This is a genomic window from Serratia surfactantfaciens (assembly GCF_001642805.2).
GTDB lineage: Bacteria > Pseudomonadota > Gammaproteobacteria > Enterobacterales > Enterobacteriaceae > Serratia > Serratia surfactantfaciens.
In genome coordinates, this window is record NZ_CP016948.1 from 1347567 (window position 1) to 1371497 (window position 23931).

22 protein-coding genes are annotated in these 23931 nt (G+C 60.5%); 16 read left to right on the forward strand and 6 right to left on the reverse strand.

What is annotated here, in order from left to right:
* Positions 1–55 precede the first annotated feature (55 nt).
* The 6 genes from fabV (at position 56) to ATE40_RS06430 (ending at position 3948) form a co-directional block, all read left to right on the forward strand.
* The gene (fabV, locus tag ATE40_RS06405) at positions 56–1255 is read left to right on the forward strand and encodes an enoyl-ACP reductase FabV (RefSeq protein ID WP_063919222.1); all 1200 of its coding nucleotides are present in this window, start codon (positions 56–58) and stop codon (positions 1253–1255) included.
* A 155-nt stretch (positions 1256–1410) separates the two neighbouring features.
* Positions 1411–1974 (forward strand): DUF2975 domain-containing protein, encoded by a 564-nt coding sequence (locus ATE40_RS06410; protein ID WP_063919223.1) that lies wholly within the window; start codon positions 1411–1413, stop codon positions 1972–1974.
* A gap of 7 nt (positions 1975–1981) precedes the next feature.
* Positions 1982–2197 (forward strand): helix-turn-helix domain-containing protein, encoded by a 216-nt coding sequence (locus ATE40_RS06415; RefSeq protein WP_025160282.1) that lies wholly within the window; start codon positions 1982–1984, stop codon positions 2195–2197.
* Positions 2198–2807: 610 nt separating this feature from the next.
* Complete coding sequence (locus ATE40_RS06420) at positions 2808–3107, forward strand: hypothetical protein (protein WP_063919224.1); 300 nt, start codon at positions 2808–2810, stop codon at positions 3105–3107.
* A 47-nt stretch (positions 3108–3154) separates the two neighbouring features.
* Positions 3155–3580 (forward strand): hypothetical protein, encoded by a 426-nt coding sequence (locus tag ATE40_RS06425; RefSeq protein WP_154746979.1) that lies wholly within the window; start codon positions 3155–3157, stop codon positions 3578–3580.
* Between the two features lie 32 nt (positions 3581–3612).
* Complete coding sequence (locus tag ATE40_RS06430) at positions 3613–3948, forward strand: hypothetical protein (RefSeq protein ID WP_025160280.1); 336 nt, start codon at positions 3613–3615, stop codon at positions 3946–3948.
* Positions 3949–3985: 37 nt separating this feature from the next.
* On the opposite strand, the gene dcuR is transcribed toward ATE40_RS06430, so the two are convergent.
* From dcuR to ATE40_RS06445, 3 genes are all read right to left on the reverse strand, one after another.
* Entirely contained in the window at positions 3986–4705 is a 720-nt protein-coding gene (dcuR, locus tag ATE40_RS06435) for a two-component system response regulator DcuR (RefSeq protein ID WP_063919225.1), read from the reverse strand.
* Entirely contained in the window at positions 4698–6311 is a 1614-nt protein-coding gene (locus ATE40_RS06440) for a sensor histidine kinase (RefSeq protein WP_063919226.1), read from the reverse strand. Before ATE40_RS06440 ends, dcuR begins: the two co-directional genes overlap by 8 nt.
* A gap of 125 nt (positions 6312–6436) precedes the next feature.
* On the reverse strand, positions 6437–7279 hold the full coding sequence (locus ATE40_RS06445) for a class I fructose-bisphosphate aldolase (RefSeq protein WP_063919227.1): 843 nt from the start codon (positions 7277–7279) through the stop codon (positions 6437–6439).
* 496 nt (positions 7280–7775) lie between these two features.
* Here ATE40_RS06445 and ATE40_RS06450 point away from each other — a divergent pair, with 496 nt between their 5' ends.
* The 5 genes from ATE40_RS06450 to ATE40_RS06470 all read left to right on the forward strand — a co-directional run bounded on the left by ATE40_RS06450 (position 7776) and on the right by ATE40_RS06470 (position 13211).
* Complete coding sequence (locus tag ATE40_RS06450) at positions 7776–8705, forward strand: sugar ABC transporter substrate-binding protein (RefSeq protein ID WP_019454743.1); 930 nt, start codon at positions 7776–7778, stop codon at positions 8703–8705.
* A gap of 78 nt (positions 8706–8783) precedes the next feature.
* On the forward strand, positions 8784–10268 hold the full coding sequence (locus tag ATE40_RS06455; protein ID WP_019454744.1) for a sugar ABC transporter ATP-binding protein: 1485 nt from the start codon (positions 8784–8786) through the stop codon (positions 10266–10268).
* A 15-nt stretch (positions 10269–10283) separates the two neighbouring features.
* Positions 10284–11324: an ABC transporter permease gene (locus ATE40_RS06460; protein WP_025160279.1), complete on the forward strand. Its 1041-nt coding sequence runs from the start codon at positions 10284–10286 to the stop codon at positions 11322–11324.
* A 61-nt stretch (positions 11325–11385) separates the two neighbouring features.
* Positions 11386–12306 (forward strand): sugar ABC transporter substrate-binding protein, encoded by a 921-nt coding sequence (locus ATE40_RS06465; RefSeq protein WP_063919602.1) that lies wholly within the window; start codon positions 11386–11388, stop codon positions 12304–12306.
* 140 nt (positions 12307–12446) lie between these two features.
* Complete coding sequence (locus ATE40_RS06470) at positions 12447–13211, forward strand: SDR family oxidoreductase (protein WP_063919228.1); 765 nt, start codon at positions 12447–12449, stop codon at positions 13209–13211.
* A gap of 46 nt (positions 13212–13257) precedes the next feature.
* Here ATE40_RS06470 and metQ read toward each other — a convergent pair whose 3' ends face one another.
* Positions 13258–14073, reverse strand: a complete 816-nt coding sequence (gene metQ, locus ATE40_RS06475) for a methionine ABC transporter substrate-binding lipoprotein MetQ (protein WP_019454748.1) — start codon at positions 14071–14073, stop codon at positions 13258–13260.
* A gap of 237 nt (positions 14074–14310) precedes the next feature.
* Here metQ and ATE40_RS06480 point away from each other — a divergent pair, with 237 nt between their 5' ends.
* Positions 14311–14829, forward strand: coding sequence for a hypothetical protein (locus tag ATE40_RS06480; protein WP_063919229.1), 519 nt, complete (start codon positions 14311–14313; stop codon positions 14827–14829).
* Between the two features lie 147 nt (positions 14830–14976).
* The gene (locus ATE40_RS06485) at positions 14977–15402 is read left to right on the forward strand and encodes a universal stress protein (protein ID WP_019454750.1); all 426 of its coding nucleotides are present in this window, start codon (positions 14977–14979) and stop codon (positions 15400–15402) included.
* A gap of 43 nt (positions 15403–15445) precedes the next feature.
* On the opposite strand, the gene ygjK is transcribed toward ATE40_RS06485, so the two are convergent.
* Positions 15446–17815 (reverse strand): alpha-glucosidase, encoded by a 2370-nt coding sequence (gene ygjK / locus ATE40_RS06490; RefSeq protein WP_084799128.1) that lies wholly within the window; start codon positions 17813–17815, stop codon positions 15446–15448.
* Positions 17816–17832: 17 nt separating this feature from the next.
* On the reverse strand, positions 17833–18903 hold the full coding sequence (gene ygjJ, locus ATE40_RS06495; RefSeq protein WP_063919230.1) for a protein YgjJ: 1071 nt from the start codon (positions 18901–18903) through the stop codon (positions 17833–17835).
* 337 nt (positions 18904–19240) lie between these two features.
* Between ygjJ and ebgR the strand changes: the two genes are divergently transcribed.
* The 3 genes from ebgR (at position 19241) to ATE40_RS06510 (ending at position 23927) form a co-directional block, all read left to right on the forward strand.
* Positions 19241–20221 carry a transcriptional regulator EbgR gene (gene ebgR / locus ATE40_RS06500; RefSeq protein ID WP_025160277.1) on the forward strand — a complete coding sequence of 327 codons (981 nt, stop codon included), beginning with the start codon at positions 19241–19243 and terminating at the stop codon, positions 20219–20221.
* A 167-nt stretch (positions 20222–20388) separates the two neighbouring features.
* The gene (gene ebgA / locus ATE40_RS06505; protein WP_063919231.1) at positions 20389–23478 is read left to right on the forward strand and encodes a beta-galactosidase subunit alpha; all 3090 of its coding nucleotides are present in this window, start codon (positions 20389–20391) and stop codon (positions 23476–23478) included.
* Entirely contained in the window at positions 23475–23927 is a 453-nt protein-coding gene (locus ATE40_RS06510; RefSeq protein WP_019454755.1) for a beta-galactosidase subunit beta, read from the forward strand. The genes ebgA and ATE40_RS06510 overlap by 4 nt, the downstream gene beginning before the upstream one ends.
* Positions 23928–23931: the final 4 nt, after the last annotated feature.

Sequence of the window (23931 nt, forward strand, 5' to 3'; positions counted from 1 at the left end):
TCGAGAAAATCAGGTATATTGTCCTTCGGTTTTTAGCTACCAAGAAAAAATTACTATGATTATCAAACCTAAAATTCGTGGTTTTATCTGCACCACCGCTCACCCGGCAGGCTGTGAAGCCAACGTCCGTGAGCAAATCGCCTACGTTAAGTCGCGCGGCGAACTGAAAAACGGGCCTAAAAAGGTGCTGGTCATTGGTGCATCCACCGGTTACGGTCTGGCCTCGCGCATCAATGCCGCTTTCGGCAGCGGTGCGGCCACCATCGGCGTATTTTTCGAGAAGCCTGGCAGCGAAGGCAAAACCGGTTCCGCCGGTTGGTATAACTCCGCCGGTTTCGACAAGGCAGCTAAAGAAGAAGGCCTGTACGCGAAAAGCATCAACGGCGACGCATTCTCCAACGAGTGCCGTCAGACCGTGATCGATCTGATCAAAAAAGACCTGGGCCAGGTTGACCTGGTGGTTTACTCGCTGGCTTCGCCGGTGCGTAAAATGCCGGAAACCGGCGAAGTGGTGCGTTCCGCGCTGAAGCCAATCGGCGAGCCGTACAAGTCCGTCGCGCTGGACACCAACAAAGACGTGCTGGTTGAAGCCGTGGTCGAGCCGGCCAACGAGCAAGAAATTGCCGACACCGTGAAGGTGATGGGCGGCCAGGACTGGCAGCTGTGGATGGACGCGCTGGACGAAGCGGGCGTGCTGGCGGATAACGCGCAGTCTGTCGCTTACTCCTACATCGGTACCGATCTGACCTGGCCAATCTACTGGCACGGTACGCTGGGCAAGGCGAAAGAAGATCTGGATCGCGCGGCGCACGCCATCAACCAGAAGCTGCAGGCCAAAGGCGGCGCGGCTTACGTTGCGGTGCTCAAGTCGGTGGTGACCCAGGCTTCCTCCGCCATTCCTGTCATGCCGCTGTATATCTCCATCGTGTTCAAAATCATGAAGGAGCAGGGCATTCACGAAGGCTGCATCGAGCAGATCCAGCGTCTGTTCGCCACCAAGCTGTACAGCGGTGCGGCGCCGGATACCGACGAGAAACACCGTCTGCGTCTGGATGACTGGGAACTGCGCGACGCCGTGCAGGAAACCTGCCGTGAAATCTGGCAGCAGCTGAACGACAGCAACATCAACGAGCTGACCGATTACCAGGGCTACAAGGCGGAGTTCCTGCGCCTGTTCGGTTTCGGTCTGCAGGGCGTTGACTACGACGCCGATCTGAGCGGCGAAGCCAACTTCGAAGTGATCGAACTGGTCTAAGCACGTCGAGCGGTCAAACAAGGTCGGGCTTGCCCGGCCTTTTTTTTTCCGTAACCAGACGATGTTGACCTAACTCATCAGTCCACTTGATCATTGACAGTAATAAGTTATCGTTTTACGATAATTTATTGCTGTTGATTAAGGGATAGAAAACTATGAGCACTGCGCCAAGGATCCATCTGCCGCTGTATGTGCGTTGTCTGTGCTTATTGATTATGGCGATGCTGATTATCAGCACCTGCGTCGAAATGTTCATGATCGTGCGTGGCTGGCTGCACGGTGAGGCTTATGCCGAGATCATCGCCTCTTACCGGGAGTATTACCCCGAGCTGGTTGGCTACGCCATTCCTCAACAACGCTGGGCGCTGGGTGCCACGCTGGCGATCGATATGCTCGGTTATTTGCCTTATTACAGCGCGCTGCTGTGCGGCGCCGGGCTGTTTTATCAATTCTTCCGCGGCAACGTATGGCACCGCAACAACATGGTGTTGCTGCAGGTCATCGGGATTTTGCTGATTGTCGATGTGCTGTTCCCTTCGTTAGCCGACCTGTTGCAGGTTATGGTTCTGACCGCCGATGAAAAAATGCTGTTTATCCTTTATTATGGCGTCAATAGCGAGTCGGTGCGCTCGCTGATCGTCGGCTGCGCAATCCTGGTGTTTAGCCGGGTATTTCTGGAAGCGCTGCGGCTGAATGAAGAACAGCTTTCTTTCGTGTGAGAATAGAGTGGCAATAATCGTAAGTCTTGACGTCATGTTGGCCAAAAGGAAGATGCGTTCAAAAGAGCTGGCGGAGCAGGTGGGGATCACCGAACAAAACCTGTCCCTGTTGAAGAACGGCAAGGTCAAGGGCGTCAGGCTGGAAACGCTGGACAAGATTTGCCGTATCCTTGAGTGCCAGCCCGGCGACTTGCTGGCCTGGCAGCCGGACGGCGAAGAGTAGGATCCCGGCGCACTCGGATGTGCGCTGAGTCCACTGGCAAATTTCTTCGCGATTAGCATTGCCTTATTGAGTCTATTTGTTTTTCTTTCGTTAATTAAAATAACGCCTAATTAACACCAGGCCGTGTTGTTTTTATTGCTATTGCATATGGCAGGGTTATTAAACTAAATAAAGCCGTTTTTATTTTTTACAATCACCAGAATCAGTTATTTTAAGGAACATCACATGAGATTTCGTCATTGCCTCCCTGCACTATGCTTTGTATTAAGCGGATGCGGTGCCATTTATTCAACGTCTTCGTCTCCCGATTGGGTTATGCCTCAGCCGGCTACGCGGGAACAGAAGCAGCGCATTATCGCCGGAGAGTCAGCCACGTCAGTGTTGAGTGGGGATCGCGTTGGCGTAAGCGGCACGTTGGACTGGTCAAAATTATGGGACCGCTAGCCGTTTAAATATTTCGGTGGGTATTTGTCATTATCTTAAGGGTATTGTTGTTCGGTTTACTATTATTTCGCTACTCTGCTTTGATGCGCTATTTCATTGCCGGGTGGCGCCTTTCTGCTTGCCGAAGATATATCGGCATGCCCGAATGTCATTACAGGAGTTCTCAATGGCAAAGATTATTTTCGCCATGTTGGTACTGCTAATGCCTTTATTGAGCCAGCCGGCAAATGCCGTCCGCTATGATCGGCAGTGCGACGGAATGTCGCCCGTGTTGTTTCAAAAGAAACTGAAAGACCTGGCGCACGATCTGCGGCAAGAGATGGCGACGGAGTCCCCGCCGGTGAATGACGAGGCGCTGGCGCGGCGGGCGGAATGCGATGTCGAAACCGGGAAAGCGCCGGCGACGGGAGGACAGCCAGCGCCGGCTCCCGAAGAGCAGAACGCAACGTCACTCAGCGGTTGTTGACCCATTCCGTTGCGTGGTCGAGCCCGTTTATTCATGGAGTCTGTGTATTGAAACTACCCTCGTTAATCGCAGTGGCTCTGGCGATGCTGGCCTCGTTTTATAGCCAGGCGTTCGTCGATCGCCACTCGCCAGTTACCGTTCCGGTGGAAAACGCCCCCCAGGCAGGATGCCCGGCCAGTATGGCCGGATTATTGCAGCATCTTTGGTTGGTTGAGCAGATCCAGGCGGAGCGAGTCGAGCTGGCGCGCCTGCGTGCGGAGCGTAACGCAGTGAAAACCTGGCTGAAAACGCAGAAAAACGCCAAACGTACTGCGGTGGCGCATTTACCCAGCCCGTCGACATGCGCGCAGCACACCGGCATCGTCCGCTGCCTGTCTTTACGGCTGCGGCGTGCGTCCGCACTGGGGCCACACCGGCCTTTTGTCGGTGCCTATTGTCACGCCTGGCTTAATGGGCGGCCGCAGAATTGCTGAAAATGAGAAACAGGTTTGTTAGGAGTTTATCGATGAAAAGGACAGTGTTGGCCGGCGTGGCCTTGTGTTGCGCCTGCTTCGCGCAGGCGCGGGTAGATTTGGAATACCATGCGGCGCCGCCGAAGGACAGTAAGATCACCGAGGAGTACCGGAAAAAGCGCGATGCCTTGCGCCACAAGGTGTGGAACGTCGATAACCTGACGCAGGCCAACGAACAGGCGATCGCCCGCGAGCAACAGCGCGAGGCCGCAGAGAGCGCCAAGCGGCAGCAGCGTCACCTGGATCAGCAGCAGAAAAAGCAGCGCTGCCTGCGGAAATACTCGAAAGATCCTCACCCCGAGGCGAAGTGTTACATGTACAACTTCTAACTTTTAACCGCCGGGCGCTTTCTGCGCCCGGCGTCGTTTAGGCCGGGCGGCAATGCTCTTTCAGCATGGCGATCGCATCCGGTTTCAGCTGATACAGATAGACCGGCCGGCCGGTGGCGCCGTACAGAATACGGGTGCCGAGAATGCCGCTCTCCGCCAGATAGATGAGGTACTTGCGGCAGGAGACCCGCGAAATGCCGATGGCGTTGGCCAGGTTGTCGGTGGAGAATTCGCTGTCATGCTGCTGCTCGATCCACTCGCACACCGTGCTCAGGGTGATGCTGGTCAGGCCTTTTGGCAGCTTCTTGCTCTCCTGGCCGCCGGGCTGGCGGCGCAGCAGGCTGTCGACGTCGGCCTGCGAAAACTCGCGCTGTGCCAACAGCTGCGACTGTTGCCGGTAGTGGCTCAGCGCCTCCTTGAAACGACTGAACTGGAACGGCTTGATCAGGTAATCCACCACGCCGTAGTGCAGCGCCTTTTGCACCGTATTCACGTCGCTGGCGGAGGAGATGATGATCACATCGGTCTTTTCGCCGAGCTCGCGCAGGCCGGGCAGCAGATCCAGTCCATTCTCCTGCTGCATGTAGATATCCAGCAGCACCAGATCGATGCTGATGCTGGCGTCGGCCAGCAGGGCGCGCGCCTGGCTCAGGGTGGCGACCGTCGCCTGGCAGTGAAAACCGCCGATCTGGCTCAGGTAGTATTTGTTCAGCTCCGCCACCATCGGGTCGTCGTCGACAATCAGTACGTTAATCATGGGTTCTGCTCTTGGCCTGATAGGGAAGGTGCACGAAAAATTGGGTCAGCTCGCCCGGCTCGGATTCGAAATCGATGCTGCCGCCCAGTTTCTCCAGGTGGCTGCGGATCAGCGCCAGGCCGATGCCGCGTCCCGTCCCCTTGGTGGAAAATCCGTGTTCGAAGATGCGCGCGCCGATCGCCGGATCGATGCCGGGGCCGTCGTCGCTGACGATACAGTGTAATTGATCGTCGTGGTGATGGAAGCTCAGGCCGATCTCGTGGCCCTCAACGCCGTCGATGGCGTCGATGGCGTTTTCGATCAGATTGCCGAGCACGCTGATCAGCACGTGGGTGGTTTCCGCGTCGTCGGTTTCCGGCAGCAGGCTGGTCTCCTCGATAGTCAGCTCAACGCCGGCTTCGTGGGCGCGGCTGATCTTGCCGATGAAGAAGCCCGCCACTTCCGGCGAGTGGATCTTGCGCAGCAGCGCGCCGATCTCTTCCTGATAGTTGCTGGCGGTATTGATGATGTAGTTTTCCAACTGCTGGTAAGCCTTCATATGCAGCATGCCGAGTATCACGTGCAGCTTGTTCATAAATTCGTGCGACTGCACCCGCAGCGCGTCGGCGTAGTGCGCCATGCCGCTCAGGCGTTGCAGCAGGCGGCTGACCTCGGTCTTGTCGCGGAAGGTGGCGATGGCGCCGGTCACCTGACCATTGACGATCACCGGCACGGTATTGGTCAGCAGTTCGCTGCCGTTGAAGCTGATCTGCCGATCGCGCAGCGGCTTGCCGCTGGCCAGCACCTCCGCCAGATGCAATTGCGCCGGCCAATGCTTGCTGGCGGCTTCCAACAGCAGGTTCTCCAGCGGGCCGCTCTGGCGCAGCAGGCGCTTGGCCTCGTCGTTGACGATGGTGATGCGGGAATCATTATCGACCGCGATCACGCCTTCTTTAATCGATTGCAGCATGGCGTTGCGCTGCTCGAACAGGTTGGAGATTTCGTAAGGCTCAAAACCCAGCATGATGCGTTTGAGTGCAGAGACCAGGAAGAAGGTGCCCAGGCTGCCGACCAGCGCGGCGAAGGCGATGGTCCAATAGATGATCCAGCGGCTTTCCGCCACCACCCGCTGCACGGTGTCCAGCGCGATGCCGAGCGCCACCACGCCGATTTGCCGCCGTTGTTCGTCATACACCGGCACGAACACCCGCAGCGCCGGGGCCAGCGTGCCGCGGTTGATGGCGCTGTTGACGTTGCCTTGCAGCGCCGGCGCCAGATCGTCGCCGATAAAATGTTTGCCGATCAGCCAGGGTTTGGGGTGCGAATAGCGGATGCCCTGCATATCCACCACCACCACGAACAGCAGCTCGTTCTGATGGCGCACCTGCTCGGCGAAGCGCTGAATGGCGCCGCTTTGATCGCGCCGCTGCAGGCTGTCGACCACGGTGCTGGAGAGCGCCAGCGTGTTGGCGACGGCGATGGCTTTTTGCTGCAGCTGCTCTTGCCCTTCGCGGCTCATCTGCACGAAAAACAGCGCGAACACCACCAGCAGCACCGAAGCGATGATGGCGGACACCATCAGCGTGATGGAGGTGCTCAGCTTGAGCGGCACCCGTTGTTTTGGCATGGCGGTTCTCCGAATGGCGATATCACGGCGTATTCTAGCGAGGAATGCGGCAGGCTGCAGTTACCGGCAGCAGGTTATAGCATGCTGCCGGGGTGCGGAGGGGTTATTTTAGTTACAAAAGCGGGTCACTGTTGGTGGTAGATCTCCAGCGCCTGTTGGCCGCTGGCGCCCTGGTGGATGATCGCCATCAGGGCGCGCACCACCTGCGACGGATTGCTGTGTTGATAGACGTTGCGGCCGTAGACCATGCCGGAGGCGCCCTGGGCCATCAGTGCGGCGGATTTCTCCAGCACCGGCCCCAGCTCCCCCTTGCCGCCGCCGCGCACCAGCGTCGGGCAGCGCGCCGCTTCCACCACGCGGTGGAAGTCTTCCACCCGGTCGGTCGGGTCGGCCTTGATGATGTCGGCGCCCAGTTCGCGCGCCAGCCGCACCAGTGGCACGATCTTCTCCACGTCGCCGAGCGAACCGTAGGCGGCGCCCTGGCCGGCCGGCGCCATTACCAGCGGCTCGATCATCAGCGGCATGGCGTACTGGTCGCAGGCGTGGCGCAGGCGGCCGATGTTCTCCACGCACTGGCGGAAAATGCCGGGTTCATCCGGGATCATATACAGATTGACCACCACCGCGGCGGCGTCCATTTGCAGCGCCGCCAGGATCGGTGCCTCCGGGTTGTGCAGCACCGCCCACATTTCGCGGTGGCGCGCGGCGTTATAGGCGTTGCCGACGTCGGTGCGCATCACCAGCGCCGGTTTTTCGCGCTGCGGCGCGCGCTGCAGCAGATCCGCCTGGCCGTAGTTGACCTGAATCGCGTCAGGGCGCGCGGCGATCAGGTTGCCCATCACCCGTTCGATATCTTCCAGGCCGATCAAGAAATCCGGTTCGTTGGCGATGCCGTGATCGATCGCCACATCCAGGCACTTGCCGTTGTTGAACAGGCGGTTCATCCGCACCTTACTGCTGAGCTGCATGTCAGGTCCTCCTGAGATAGGGATATGTCCATTATTGCCGAGTAAGGATGGTCGGGAAACGCGGAAACCGCAAACTGCGCGCCCGCTCGCAGTTTTTGCCGGCGCTCGGTGCGGCGCACGAAAGGGGGGCGTTCGCCGACGGCTTTCACTTCATTTGTTAGATCCGTGTCATGTTTTTGTTAATAAGCCATTCCAAAACGCATGTTTCGCTTGTTTGGGTTAGAAAGTTTCAATAATCTCAATTATGAAATAAACATTTAAAAATGCGATGCCAGCGTCGCTTGCTGTGCCAGGGGTTTATTTCAATTAATTGTTTTTAATCTGTTTTGATATATCGATCACCATTTTGTTCACGGCCTTAATGCGGCGATGACGCGGTAAATTCGCCGTATCAAAGGGATAATACCGACCGTATTGTTGTTTGAATGTAAAAAATATTTTTCATTAGCTGTCAACCAACAGACCTCTTCATTCTAACGATTAAAGGGTAACGAACATGAAGCTGAAGAAACTGATCGCCGCCTCGGTACTGATGTGCATGCTGCCGGCCAGCGTGTTGGCGAAAGACATCAAGATCGGCGTTTCCATGGCTTACTTCGATGACAACTTCCTCACCATTCTGCGCCAGTCGATGCAAAACAAAATGAAAGCCGACGGCAACGTCAGCGGTCAGTTCGAAGACGCCAAGGGCGACATCGCGCAGCAAATTCAACAAATCGAGAACTTCGTCAGCCAGGGCGTCGACGCCATCATCCTCAACCCGGTGGATACTCAGGGCGTCAAGCCGATGATCAAGCTGGCCGAGAAGGCCAAGATCCCGTTGGTATTCGTCAACCGCAAGCCGGAAGTGGCGCTGCCGGCCGGCATGGCCTACGTCGGCTCCGACTCCAAGCTGGCCGGCAAGCTGCAGATGGAAGCGTTGGCCAAGCTGATGAACGGCAAGGGCAACGTGATGATCCTGATGGGCGAGCTGTCGAGTGAAGCCACGCGCGACCGCACCCGCGGCGTGGAAGAGGTGGCGGCCAATTACCCCGGCATCAAGATAATCGATAAGCAAACCGCCAAGTTCTTCCGCAAAGAGGCGGTGGACGTCACCACCGATTGGATTTTGTCCGGCCAGCAGATTGACGCCATCGCTGCCAACAACGACGAAATGGCCATCGGCGCTATTTTGGCGCTGAAGCAAGCCAAGAAATCCGGCGTGCTGGTGGCCGGCGTTGACGGCACGCCGGACGCGCTGGAGTTCATCAAGAAGGGCGATCTGGCGCTGAGCGTATTCCAGGACGCCAAGGGCCAGGGCGAGGGCGCGGTGCAGACCGCCATGCAACTGGTGAAAGGCGAGAAAGTGGAGAGCAACGTACTGATCCCTTACCAGCTGATCACCCAGGCCAATTACCAGCAATTCGCCGATAAAAACAAGAAATAAGCCTTGAAGCCTGTCGCAGGCGCCGCCGGTGTGGGGCGCCTGCGGCGGAAAACGTGGGTCAGTGCGGAGGTAAGCGGTATGTACCCTTATGTTCTTGAGGCCGAAGGCATCAGCAAGCAGTTCCCCGGCGTCAAAGCGCTGGATAAGGTCTCGATTAAAATCAAACCCGGCAGCGTGCACGCGCTGATGGGGGAAAACGGCGCGGGAAAATCGACGCTGATGAAATGCCTGATCGGCATCTACCACCCGGACGAAGGCTCGATCAAAATCAAAGGCCGGCCGGTCACCTTCAGCGACACGCTGCAGGCGCTGCATTCGGGCATTTCCATGATCCACCAGGAGCTGAACCTGGTGCCCTACATGACGGTGGCGGAAAACATCTGGCTGGGGCGCGAGCCGGCGCGGCTGGGGTTCGTCAACCACGAGCAGCTGAACGAGCAGACCCGCGAGCTGCTGGCGCGGCTGAACATCAAGCTGCAGCCGGAAACGCTGGTGGGCGAGCTGAGCATCGCCAACCAGCAGATGGTGGAGATCGCCAAGGCGGTGTCCTACAACGCCGACGTGCTGATCATGGACGAACCGACCTCGGCGCTGACCGAAGGCGAAGTGGTGCATCTGTTCGCCATCATTCGCGAACTGCGCGAGCAGGGCAAAGGCATCATCTATATCAGCCACAAGATGGACGAGATCTTCGCCATAACCGATGAAGTGAGCATCTTCCGCGACGGCACCTTCATCGCCTGCGACAAGACCGAGAACCTGACCAAACAGTCGCTGATCGCCATGATGGTGGGGCGCGAACTGACGCAGATGTTCCCCAAATTCAACAACAACATCGGCGAGGAAGTGCTGCGGGTGGCGGGGCTGCGCCGCAGCGGCTGGTTTCATGACGTGTCGTTCAGCGTCAAACGCGGCGAGATCCTCGGCGTCGCCGGGCTGGTGGGCGCCGGGCGCAGCGAAGTGATGGAAAGCCTGTTTGGCATGCACCCGGCGGACGGCGGCGAGATCTTTATCGAAGGCCAGGCGGTAAAGGTGGACTCCCCGGCCAAAGCGATCGAGAGCGGGCTGGCGTTCCTCACCGAAGACCGCAAAAAATCCGGCCTGTTTCTGGTGCTGTCGGTGGTCGAGAACATGAGCATCGTCAACCTGTCGGAATACATCGGCAAGAACGGTTTCGTCAGCCACGTGCAGATGGCCAAAGACTGCATGGCGCAGATCAAGAAGCTCAACATCAAAACGCCGACCATGGATCAGATCATCAATAACCTCAGCGGCGGCAACCAGCAAAAGGTGCTGATTGCGCGCTGGCTGCTGGCGCAGCCGAAAATCCTGATCCTCGACGAACCGACGCGCGGCATCGACGTGGGGGCGAAAGCGGAGATCTACCGCCTGATCAGCGAGCTGGCCAACCGCGGCGTCGCCATCATTCTGGTTTCCTCCGAACTGCCGGAGATCCTCGGCATGAGCGACCGGGTGATGGTGATGCACGGCGGCCGCATCACCGGCATTTTGGATAAAGACGACGCGGATCAGGAGAAGATCCTGGCGCTGGCCTCAGAATAACGAAGGGTGAACATCATGAGTAACGTAAAGATTGAGAAGCCGCTCTCCGCCGATTCAACGGGCAAGGGAACGCTGTTCTCCGGGCTGAGCGGCAAAATGCCGAAGGACACCGGCATCTTCATCGTGATGATCGGCATCGCGCTGATCTTCGAAATCCTCGGCTGGTACATGCGCGATCAGTCGTTCCTGCTGAACCCGAACCGCCTGCTGCTGATCGTGCTGCAGGTAGCGATCATCGGCATCATCGCGGTGGGCGTCACCCAGGTGATCATCACCACCGGCATCGATCTCTCCTCCGGCTCGCTGATTGCGTTGACCGCCGTGGTGGCGGCCAGCCTGGCGCAGACCTCGGACAGCATCTCGCCGATGTACCCGGGGCTGCTCGATCTGCCGGCGGCAATTCCGATCGGCGCGGGGATTGGGGTGGGCATTGTCTGCGGCTTTATCAACGGCTTCCTGATCACCCGCACCGGCATTCCTCCGTTCATCGCCACGCTGGGGATGATGGTGTCGGCGCGCGGCCTGGCGCAGTACTACACCAAGGGCAACCCGGTCAGCTTCCTGTCGGACGGCTTCACGTCAATCGGCCAGGGCGCGATGCCGGTGATCATCTTCCTGGTGATTGCGGTGATCTTCCATATCGCACTCAAGCACACCCGCTACGGCAAATACATCTACGCCATCGGCGGCAACATGACCTCGGCGCGGGTCTCCGGCATCAACGTCAATAAGTATCTGGTGACGGTTTACACCATCGCCGGTGGCCTGGCGGGGTTGGCGGGGGTGGTGCTGGCGGCGCGCGTCAGCAGCGGCCAGTCGAGCATGGGAATGTCTTATGAACTGGACGCCATCGCTGCGGCGGTGATCGGCGGCAGCAGCCTGATGGGCGGCGTCGGGCGCATCACCGGCACGCTGATCGGCGCGGTGATCCTCGGCCTTATCAAAAGCGGCTTCACTTTTATCGGCGTCGACTCTTACATTCAGGACATCATCAAAGGCGTGATTATCGTCGCCGCCGTGTCGATCGACATGCGGCGCAACCGCAAAAAACACTGATTGCCGTGAATTGCCGCCGGCGCCAGGTTGGCCGGCGGTCTTTTTTACCGGGGGACGCATCATGAACTACCTGAAAGGGCTGTGGCTGGCGGTGGCGCTGTGTGCGTCAACCCCGGCATGGGCACAAACCATCGGCGTATCGATGGCCTATTTCGACCAGAACTTCCTCACCATCATCCGCCAGGCGATCGACAAGGAGGCCAAGGCGCGTGGCATCAGCGCGCAGTTCGAGGATGCGCGCGGCGACGTCGGCCGCCAGACCGATCAGGTGCAGAGCTTTATCAGCGCCGGGGTGGACGCGATTATCGTCGATCCGGTCAACTCGGCCAGCACGCCGGTGATGACCAAAATGGCACAGGCCGCCGGCGTGCCGCTGGTGTACGTGAACCGCACGCCGGGCGACGCCAAACTGCCGCCGGGCGTGGTGTTCGTCGGCTCCGACGAGCGGGAATCCGGCACGCTGCAGATGGAAGAACTGGCACGGCTGGCCAACTATCAGGGCAACGTGGCGGTGATGATCGGCAACCTGACCGACGCCGGCGCCTTGCAGCGCACCAAAGACGTGGAGCAGGTGGTGGCCAAATACCCGAAGATGAAGGTGGTGCAGAAGCAGAGCGCCAACTATTCACGCAGTGAAGGGATGGATCTGATGATGAACTGGCTGACCAATGGCGAAGCGATCGACATCGTCGCCGCCAACAACGATGAGATGGCGATCGGCGCGATCATGGCGCTGCGGCAGGCGGGCAAGGCGGACAAAAAGGTGCTGATCGGCGGCATCGACGCCACGCCGGACGGCCTCAAGGCGCTGGCTTCCGGCAAGATGCAGGTCACGGTGTTCCAGGACGCGATCGGTCAGGGCAAAGCGTCGGTCGAGGTGGCGCAGCGCATGATCAACGGCGAAAATCTCGAGCCGTATTACTGGATCCCGTTCGAGCTGGTGACGCCGGCCAATCAGGAGCAATACGCGGCCAAACCCTGAGTTCGCCGTGAGATTCGCTTTGTCGGGGGCGCTGCTTGCAGCGCCTTTCTTATTGGCGTCAGTTACATGTCCGCTTGTGGCCAGCGCGGCGCCGAATCTTGCCTCACACTGGAGGTCTTTAAACCGCGTGAGGATGAGCGATGAACGCATTGAACGGTAAGGTGGCGGTGATCGGCGGCGCCAGTTCGGGGATCGGCAAAGCGGCGGCGTTGTTGTTCGCCCGGCAGGGGGCGGCGCTGGTGTTGGGCGCCCGGCGCGAGCCGCTGTTGGCCGAGCTGGTGGAGACGATTCGGCGCGAGGGGGGCCGGGCGCTCGCGGTGGCGGGCGACGTGCGCGACGAAGCCTTCGCCGAACGGCTGGCGGCGACAGCGGTCGGCGAGTTCGGCGGGCTGGATATCGCTTTTAACAACGCCGGCACCTTGGGGCCGCTGGGGCCTTCGTTGGTGCTCACCGCCTCAGAATGGCGCGAGGTGCTGGAAACCAATCTCTCTAGCGCCTACTACGGCGCCAAATATCAAATCCCCGCCATGCTGGCGCGCGGCGCGGGCTCGCTGATCTTCACCTCCACCTTCGTCGGCCACACCGCGGCGTTTCCCGGCACGGCGGCCTATGCGGCCAGCAAATCGGGGCTGATTGGCCTGACACAGGCGCTGGCGGTGGAGTTCGGCGGGTGCGGCATTCGGGTGAACGCGCTGCTGCCGGGGGGCACCGATACCGCGATGGGGCGGCAGATGAGCGCTACTCCGGAGTCTTTGGCGCAGGTGGCCGGTCTGCACGCGCTGAAGCGGCTGGCGATGCCGGAGGAGATCGCGCAGGCGGCGCTGTATCTGGCGTCTGACGCTTCTTCATTCGTCACCGGCACCGCGATGCTGGTGGACGGCGGGGTGTCCATCCAGCGCGGCTGAGGTTGCCATCGCCCGTGGCCTGGCGCCACGGGCATGCGGGAGAGCGTTACCAGCCTTTGACGGCGTCGCCTTTGTAGATTTCGGCGGCGCTGGCCGCCACTTCGTCGGTCTGATAGGCCTTGACCAGATCTTTCACTTTCTCGCTGTCTTTGTTGTCGATGCGGCTGGCGAAGATGTTGACGTACGGGGAGTTTTTGTCTTCGACAAACAGCCCGTCCTTGGCCGGCGACAGGCCAATCTGGCTGGAGTAGTTGGTGTTGATGATCGCCAGCGTTACCTTCTGATCGTCCAGCGCGCGCGGCAGCTGCGGTGCTTCAATCTCGACGATCTTCAGCTTTTTCGGGTTGCTGACGATATCCAGCGCGGTCGGCAGCAGGCCGACGCCGTCTTTCAGGGTAATCAGCCCCTGTTTTTGCAACAGCAACAGCGAGCGGCCCAGGTTGGTCGGATCGTTCGGCACCGCCACCTGCGCGCCGTCCGGCAGCTGACTGAGCGCGGTGATCTTCTTCGAGTAGCCGGCGATCGGGTAGACGAAGGTGTTGCCCACCGCCGCCAGCTTGTAGCCGCGCTCCTGCATCTGCTTGTCCAGATACGGCTTGTGCTGGAAGGCGTTAACGTCCAGATCGCCGTTGTTCAGCGCTTCGTTCGGCAGCACGTAGTCGTTGAAGGTCACCACCTCCACGTCCAGATCGTATTTCTGCTTGGCGACTTTTTGTACCACCGCCCACAGCGACTGATCGATGCCGGCGCTGATGCCGACCTTGATGTGGTGATCGTCCTGCGCGGTGGGGCCGCAGGCGGTCAGCAGCAGCGTGCCGGCGGCGGCGAGCGCCAGGGTGAGGTTTTTCAGCGTAAATGTCATTTTCCCAGGGTCCTTGTCAACATTGCCTGCTAATTTTGGCGGGCAGAATAGTGGCAGTGACTGTAGGTAATCGCTGGGCTAAAACAAAATACTGATTCACTATGACTCATAGCGATTAGCTATGAGCGGCCGCCGCTCCGCGCGGTGCGGATTGTTTTGACGGCGAATCGGCGGGCTTATTATGATAGCCGCTGGCCCACAAGGGGCAGACTGGGTACTGAAACGAAGGAATAGACAATGCGATTGAACACTTGGAGCAAGGCGCTGCTGCCGCTGGTGGTGTTGGCCTGCGTCTCGGCGACTCAGGTTCGGGCGGCGGAGAGCGATACCGGGCCGATCCCCAAACAGCTGCTGGGCAACTGGCGCGTCAGCAAGATCGTGCCGACCCAAACCACCGGCTGCTGGGATCAGCAGCAGGCGCAGAGCCTGATCGGCGGCAAAATCAGTTATAAAGCGGACGCCTTCAGCTGGAACGGCACGGCGCTGAAAAGCGAAGGGGCCACGGTCAGCACCGTAGAAGCGCAGGAGTTCGTCGAGGACAACGCCGGCAGCAGCTCCTACATCGATTTCCCGATGCTGGGCATCAGTACGCCGTCGGTCGAGCGCGTGGCCATTCAGCACGCGGATACCTCCATTAAAGGCATCACCGATCAGGGTAGCGACGGGGTGCCCGGCGATAACGTGCTGGTGAAAGACGCCAACACGCTGATCCTGTCGCTGTGCAACGTCTGGTTTGAGGCGCAGCGCGAGAAGTAATTTCTGTTTTCAGCCCCGGCGACGGGGCTTTCCCACCGCATCGCCACCCGCCCGGCGCGCCATTTCTGAACTAAAATTAATCATAACGATATGACCCCGACGTGATATCGGAGCCTCGTCTCTACCGAGTCCATGACAGGAGGCGTTATGTGTTACAGACATATTGTCATCGCCACCGATCTGAGCGATGACGGCAAACGGCTGGTCGAAAAGGGAGCGCTGCTGGCGGAGGCGCTGCAGGCCAAACTCTCGCTGATCTATGTGGACGTCCACTACGACACCTACCACGCGGCGATCGGCTTTTCGGAGCGCAGCTATGACGGTGTACCGTTCGAAGAGAAGATCCGCAAAGAGCTGGAGCCCACCACGCAAAACGTCAATTACCCGATCGCGGAAGTGATTATCGGGCGCGGCGGCTTCGTTGACGAACTGCGCACGGCGGTCGTGGACAAGAACATCGATCTGCTGGTGTTCGGCCATCACCACGATCTGTGGAGCAATCTGTTTTCCTCCACCCGCAACGCCATCAACCAGCTGAATATCGACGTGCTGGTGATCCCGATCCGATCATAAACGCGGTCCACCGCCGGGCAACAATGACGGTGGCCGCCGCGGCTTATTGCGTGAAGAAGTCGTTATACAACATGTACAGATGCGCCGCGCTCCAGGAGAAGTTCGGCGCGCCTTGCTGTTTGCCGGTGAGCGGGTTGTAGTTCTCGCGGATCGGCCCGTCGGCGACCAGGCCGTCGGCGTGGCGGAAGAAGGCCTGCGCCATCGCCACCGCGTCGTCGCGATAGCCGTAGCGTTCCATGCCCTTGAGGCCGAAATACAACTGATCGACCCACACGCGGCCACGCCAGTAGATGTCCGCGCCGAATGCCGGGTTGGTCAGCGCCGCGGTGCCGAGCGGCACATAGGTATTGAACTCGCGCGGATCCTTCATCACCCTGACCACCGCATCGGCGTGCGGCTGGCTGGCGGCGCCGTTGAACAGCGGTGACCAGCCTTCCGGCCCTTTGCCGCGTTCGACGATCGGTTTGCCGGCGCAGCCGTTGGCCAACGGCCGGCTTTCGATGCGAATGTCGTAGAAGAAACCGCTCTGCTTATCGAACATGCAGGTGTTGATATAGGCCGCCAGCTTATCGGCTTTGGCGCGGAAGGCCTCGGCCTCGGCGCCATTGCCCAGAATATCGGCCATCTCCGCCAGGTAGCGGTTGTCGCTGTACATATAGCTGGCCTGATCCACCGATTCCTGCAGCAGCGAGTAGCCGAGCAGCGTGCCGTCGGGCGCGCGGTTTTCGGCGAATTTCACCTGCCAGTCTTGGCGTTTGCCGCCCTGTGCCACGTAGCGCGCCAATTGATCCGGATCGATAAAGCCGAATACTGCCGCATCGTCGCGGCCCGACTCCCAGGAGGCGGCGGTTTGCGCCGGGATCGCGATGCTGTCGTAATGCCCCTCGCGCACGATGCGATCGTAGTTGTCGAGGCCGGCCAGCGTTTGCTCACGTTGCCCGCGTTTGACGGTAAACAGCATGCGCCCGTCGGGAGTATTGTGCGCTTTGTCGCGGGTGGCGCCGTACTCCGGCACGCCGTTGCCGTTGTGATCGCGGTTGCGCAGCCACCAGTCATGGTAAGCCACCAGCTTCGGGTACATCTCCGCCAGCCAGCCCTTATCGCCGGTGACGCGATACACCTCCATCACCGCCCAGGCCGCCAGGCTCGGCTTGGTGTTGCGTTCGTTCCAGTTGCCACCGTCCCCGCCGCGCTCCGGGCTGGGGTTGTAGGCGATAAGGTCGGGCAGGAAACCGGCGTCCCACGGCCGCAAAGCGTCGCCCGGCCGAATCTGGAAGGCGAACACCGCGCGAATGTTGTCCTTGGCCACGTCCGGGTTGAAGTGCGCCATGGCGTAGGCCTGTTTCCAGGTGTCCCACGGCCAGGTTTGGTTGCCGGAGAACCAGCGCCCGGTGACCGACGGGGTGACCGAGTCGAACTTCATCGCCCCGGCGGCGCCGCGCCAGTTGCCGTTCAGCGTTTCTATCGCTTTGACCGCCACGCGGGTTTGTTCCTCCGTGGCGTGCGGGTTGCGGAGCCCGGCGGCGAGATAGCGTTGCCAACGCTGGGCCGACGCGGCCATATAGCGCTGCGGGTGAGCGAGGATGTCGGCGATAGCGCGCTGTTCGCGCTGCGCCTCGTCGGCGGTGAGCAGATGCGAATAGGTGGTGTACAGCGTGGTGGTGCCGGCGATGCGCGCCGTGGCGCGGAAGCGGTGGCCGTCGACCGTGGTGCGCTGCGGCAGCGATTTATGGATCTGATACTCGGACTGGCCGGAAGTCATCAGCTGCGACGGCGCACGCACCTTGCCGAAGGTGACGCGCAGGCCGTCCGCCGTCGGCACAATGCGGCGCTTGTAGTCCGGAAACGCCTGTTCGATGGTCGCCGGCGGCTGCGGTTTTTGCTCTTTGGCCGCGTAGCGCTCCAGCAATTCGCCGTCCCACACCAGCTCCAGCGGCGTATCGGTGATAATTTGCGTCTCCAGCAGCGAGGTGCGCGCACTGGCGAAGCGCAGCGTCAGGTTGACGGTCACCCCCGGCGCGTTGAGCCGTTGCACCAGGGCGCCGGGCAGGCTGTAGGCCGTCATGGTGAAAGACACCGGCTTGCCGTTGCGATATACGCTGAGCCGATCGAAATTGTTGGCCATAAAGTTGATGTATTCTTCGGTCAGCAGTGCCGGGCCGGGGAAGCCGCCCATGCCTTCCGGGCCGCTCGGCAACAGGTGGCCGTGCCAGGCGCCGAGATCGAAGAACGGGTTGAAGCGTTGATGATCGTCGAAGTCATAGTCGAGCATAAAATGCGGCGCGCCGTGGCGATCGATAACGTTTGGGTAGCGTTCGGCCAGCGGGGCGTCGGGCGTTTTCGGCGCGCAGCCCGCCAGCGTCAGCGCGAGGGTGAGGGCGGTGGTCAGCGGCGTCAGGGGAGTCATGTTCATCGTAGGGGCCTCAACGGTTACCAATAGAAATATTGCATCAGAAACACCGAGTTGCTGGCGCCGGTGCTGTCGTTGCGCATAAAGAATTTGCTGTCCAGCGCGGTGGCCAGCTTACCGCCGGCATATTCGTACCAGACGCCGAACTGGGCGTAGGAGGTGGCGGTATCTGCCGCGTGATCAAACCGGTGGCGGGCGTAGCTGTAGGCGGTGGAGAGGTACAGCCCTTTGGCGGTTTCCGTCATCGCGCTGAGCATCAGGCCCGACTCGCTGCCGGTGTGGCCGCCGCTGTCGCCTTTGCCGGTGTGGTGCCAGACGCGGCCGGCCAGGTGTTTGCCGCGCAGCCCCAGCAGAAACAGCTGCCCCAGGCCGTCGGTCACTTCCAGGCCGTTCAGCAGCGTCAGATTGTCCTGCAGATCGTACTGGGTGTAGCCGTTGATCATCGCCCGGTAGGTGTATTTGTCGGAGTAGCGGTCGTATTTGCCGAAGTGCAGCAGCGCCTTGCTCTCGTCGATGCGGCTTTCCGGCGCCGCCGTCACGCTGTAGCGAAAGCGCCCGGTCAGGTTATGCAGCTTGGCGGCGTAGCTGAGATCGCGGGTGTTGGGGATCACGTAGCCGTACTCCGGCGTGAAGTCGCCCCACCATTGCAGATCGTCGAGCGACGAGTCGTTGCGTACGCTAAGCATCATCTCGGTGCCGTCATCGGTACGGTAACCGCCGTAGAAACGGTTCAGGCCACCCTCGAAGCCGCCCCAGCTGTGGCCGGGCGTCCAGGCGTGGCCCTGGCTGTCGGCCTGGACGGTCCAGCCCTCGCCGTAAATCAGGCCGAACCAGTGGCCCTGTTTGATCTCGAGGCCGCCTTCGATGTAGGTGCCGTCGCTGTATTTATGCTGATGTTCGCCGTTCAAATAGACGCTGCCGCCGATGCCGAGCTCGCCGTAAAAGCGCAGGGCGGTCGCGGCGCTATCGGACAACGGCGGCGGCGGCAGCTGATTGCGCTCCGCCGGGGTAACGGGGTCCTGCGCCGCCCAGACCGGCGCGCTGAGTATCAGTAATAAGGGCAACAGGGCGTGATGATTTATTGATGTCATGGGGCATGTGCCTGGTGTTGGATGGATCGGCGCGTCAGTCGAACGGCGGCTCACGCAAGGTCGCTCCCGGCTCCCTGGGAGAAGAGATAAAGTCCGCCCGATCGCGAGCGGTAAACGGCAGGTATATTAGTAAAATATTTAGTAAAAAATACGCTTTAATCAGTAAGTCGTTAACTTGATCACAACGGGTGAAATGGGTATCTTTCGCTGCAGGCGCCCGGCAACGATTTGCATGAGCGAGCGCCGGCCCGGTCTGGGAAGAGAGGGGGCGGGCGGCGCTGTACGTCGCGCCGCTATCCGATTAAGCTACCGTTTTTCGTCTGTGCATTGGGACTCTATGGCCACACTGAAGGAAATTGCTGAAGCCGCTAATGTGTCCGTCGCCACCGTTTCGCGCGTGTTGAATGACGACCCCACCCTGAGCGTGAAGGCGCAAACGCGCCAGAAGATCCTGGAAGCGGCGGAGCGCCTCGAATACAAGGTGGCACCCTCCAAACGGCAAAGCGGGCATCGCCTGCATTTTGCTGCGCTGTTCACCTATACGCAGGGCGTGGAGATCAACGATCCCTATTACCTGGCGATGCGCTACGGTATCGAAACGCAGTGTGAAAAACTGGGCGTGACGCTGAGCGCCGGTTACGACTTTACCGGCGACAAGGCGCTGCCGGCGGCCGACGGCCTGCTGGTGATCGGCCGGCCACAGCCCGCGCTGTATGAGCAGCTTAAGCTGCAGGACGCGCCGGTGGTGTTTATCGACGGCGTGGTGGACGACGAGCGTTTCGACTGCGTCAATGTCGACCTGTACAAGATCAGCCGCAAGGTGATCGATTACTTTATCGGCCGCGGCTATCAGCGCATCGGCTTTATCGGCGGGCGCGACCATCCGGCGGGCATCGACCAGCGCGAACAGGCGTTCGTCGAGTATGGCCGGCAGCAAAACGTGGTGCGGCCGCAGGATATTTACCACGGCGATTTCAGCAGCCAGTCGGGCTACCAGTGCGCCAAAGCGATGTTGCAAAGCCAGAATGGCTATCCGCCGGCGCTGCTGGTGGCGACCGATTCGATCGCCATCGGCGTGCTGCGCGCGCTGCACGAACACGGCGTCCAGGTGCCGGGGCAGATTGCGCTGATCAGCGTCAACGACATTCCCACCGCCCGCTTTATTTTCCCCGCCTTGTCCACGGTGCGCATCCCTTCGGAAACCATGGGTGCACAGGCCGTCAACCTGCTGGCGGAGCGGCTGCGCGATGAACGCGCCGTCCCGCTGTCGATCTTCGTTCCCAGCTCGCTGCAGCTGCGCGACACCACCGTCGCCTGACCGGCCCCCGCCTCGGCGGGGGGCGTTGGCGCTCAAAATTAACGTCATGATAAAAAAAGGCATTTGAGATTTATTGTGATCCTGTCGTCATTTGGTAAATATCGGCTGTAGTTTTTACTAAATATTTACTATCGTTTCCGCATTGCACAGGTGTCGGGAGACGTGACGTGAATAATTGGGAAAACATTGAAAAACAGTCGGAGCACCGGTTGGCGCCGCGCGCGAGCTTCTTCAGCTACGCGGACGCCGAGCAGGCGCTGAGCTTCGATCGCAACGCCAGCCGGCGTTTCCAGCTGCTGAGCGGCCGTTGGCGCTTTCGGTTCTTCGATCACCCGGCGCAGGTGCCGGCGGCGTTTTACCGTGAGCCGATGAGCGACTGGGGCGATATGGCGGTGCCGGGTATGTGGCAGTTGGAAGGGCACGGCCACCTGCAGTACACCGACGAGGGCTTCCCGTTCCCGATCGACGTGCCTTACGTGCCGACCAACAACCCGACCGGCGCCTATCAGCGCCACTTTACGCTCGACGCCGGCTGGCGGGATCAGCAAGTGCTGATCAAATTCGACGGCGTGGAAACCTACTTCGAGGTGTACGTCAACGGCCATTATGTCGGCTTCAGCAAGGGCAGCCGACTGTGCGCCGAGTTCGACATCAGCCCCTATGTGCGGCAGGGCGAGAACCTGCTGTCGGTGCGGGTGATGCAGTGGGCCGATTCCACCTACATCGAAGATCAGGACATGTGGTGGATGGCCGGCATCTTCCGCGACGTCTATTTGATCGGCCAGAGCGCCACTCACCTTCACGACCTGACGCTGGTCACCACCTTCGACGAGCGCTACTGCGACGCGCAGTTGGCGATCGACGCCGAGCTGCGCCATCTCGGATCGCCGGCCGCCGAGGGCTGCCGTCTGCAGGCGCAGCTGTTCGACGGCGATCGCTGCGTGGCGGAGCAGTGGTGCGACGATCTGCGCATTGAGCGGGCGCTGAGCTGCCGTTTCGAGCTGCCGGTCAGCCGTCCGCAGCAGTGGAACGCGGAAAATCCCTATCTGTATCAGCTGTTGCTCAGCCTGTATGACGGCGCCGGCAACCTGCTGAGCGTGGTGCCGCAGCGGGTGGGCTTCCGCGAGATCGCGGTGCGCGACGGGCTGATGTACGTCAACGGGCGCTACCTCAAGCTGCACGGCGTCAACCGCCACGATCACGATCACCGTAAAGGGCGCGCCGTCGATATGGCACGGGTGGAGCGCGACATCGTGCTGATGAAACAGCACAACATCAACTCGGTACGCACCGCCCACTACCCCAACGATCCGCGTTTTTACGAGCTGTGCGATCTCTATGGCCTGTTTGTGATGGCGGAGACCGATCTGGAGAGTCATGGCTTCGCCAACGTTGGCGATCTGAGCCGCATCACCGACGATCCGCGTTGGGAGCAGGCTTACGTCGAGCGCATCGAGCGCCACGTGGCGGCGCAGAAAAACCACCCGTCGATCATCATCTGGTCGCTCGGCAACGAATCCGGCTACGGCTGCAACATTCGCGCCATGGCCCGGCGCTGCAAGGCGCTCGATCCGACCCGCCTTATCCACTACGAGGAAGACCGCGACGCCGAAGTGACCGACGTGATCAGCACCATGTATTCCCGCGTGGCGATGATGAACGCCTTCGGTGAGTACCCGCACCCCAAACCGCGCATTCTGTGCGAATACGCCCACGCCATGGGCAACGGCCCCGGCGGGCTGTTCGAATACCAGTCGGTGTTCAACCGCCACGCCAGCTTGCAGGGACACTATATCTGGGAATGGTGCGATCACGGGCTGTTGAGCCACGACGAGCAGGGGCGCGAGCGCTACCAGTACGGCGGCGATTATGGCGACTACCCGAACAACTACAACTTCTGCATGGACGGCCTGATCTACCCGGACCAGCGCCCCGGCCCCGGCCTGCGTGAATATCAGCAGGTGCTGTGCCCGGTGGAAGTGACGGCGGAAGAAGGCGCAGGCGACGTGCTGCGGGTGAAAAACCGCTACTGGTTCAGCTCGCTGGCGGACATCACGCTGAAGGTCAGCGTCAAGACCGACGGCCGCCAGGTGGCGAGTTACGAATTCAAGCTGCCGCATCTGCAGCCGGGCGAGAGCGAAGACATGCACCTGCCGGTGCTGGCGCTGGGGCCGGGGGAAACGCTGATCGACGTGGCGGTGCATAAGGACAGCGCCACCCGCTACAGCGAGAGCGGCCAGCGGCTGGGGCATTACCAGCATCTGCGCCAGGCGGCGACGCGGCTACCGGCTCCACCGGTGGTCGATGCGCCGGCGCTGCAATGCCGCGAGGAAAATCATCAGCTGCTCGTCAGCGGCGGCCGGTTCCAGCTGGCGTTCTCGCTGCTGAGCGGCGAACTGCTGTCGTGGCGGGTAGACGATGAAGAAATGGTGGGACGCGCGCCGCGCATCACCTTCTTTAAACCGGTGATCGATAACCATAAACAGGAATATGAGGGGATTTGGTTGCCGTATCACTTCCCCATCATGCAACAGCATTTCCGCCGCCTCAGCCGGCAATGGCAGGGAGACGATCTGCTGCTTGAGGTGCACAGCCTGATCGCGCCGCCGGTGTTCGACTTCGGCATGCGCTGCACCTATCGCTGGCGCATCTCTCCGCAGGGCTGTGTCAGCCTGGATCTGGCCGGGGAGCCTTACGGCGATTTCCGGCAAGTGATCCCGAAAATCGGTCTCGATTTCGGCATCAGCCGCCGCTTCGAGCAGGTGGAATACTACGGCCGCGGGCCGGGTGAGAACTACCGCGACAGCTGCCGGGCCAACCTTATCGGCCGCTACCGGCAGCGCGCCGATGCGCTGTTCGAACACTATCCGTTCCCGCAGGACAACGGCAATCGGCAGGACGTGCGCTGGCTGAGCCTGCAGGACGCGGCGGGCAAGGGGATCTTCATCCAACCGCGGCGGCCGATCAACTTCAGCCTGTGGCCGTACAGCGCCGAGATGCTGCATCAGGCCCAGCACATCAACGAGCTGGAGCCTGACGATTGCCTGACGCTGAACCTGGACGATCAGGTGCTCGGCCTCGGCTCCAACTCCTGGGGCTCCGAGGTGCTGGATACCCACCGGGTCTATCTGGCGCCGTTCAGCTACGGCTTCACGCTGGTGCCGTTCGACGGCCGGCAAACGGACGGCGCCGCGCTCGCCGGTTATGACTACGCGCCGGCCCCTCATCACCCGCAGTCTGCGGAGGAAAACGCATGATCATTCTCGAATCCCTGACGGAGTTTCAGCGCATTTATCACAGCGGCAAGAAATGGCTGCGCTGCATGGAGGCGATCGCCAATGTCGATCGCATCAGCCCGAACGTGTGCCATTCGATCGGCGACTCGCTGACGTATCGGCTGAGCGTCGGCGCCGGCCGGCAGCACGGCTGGCTGGAGGGCAACCGCCGCTACTTCGACGTGCACTACTACCTCGAGGGAGAAGAGATCGTCGAAGTCGCCGACAAACGGACGCTGGCGACGGTGGCGCCCTATCAGGACGAAACCGACCGCGAGTTTTTCAGCGGCGAAGGCGAGAGGCGCCGGGTTGGTAAAGGCAACGTGGTGATCTTCGAAAACCACCAGGCTCACCGCTTCAAAGAAAGCGGCAAGGTAAAAAAAGTCATTTTAAAAGTGACGGTGGAAGACAGCTATTTCATCAACAAATAGCGCG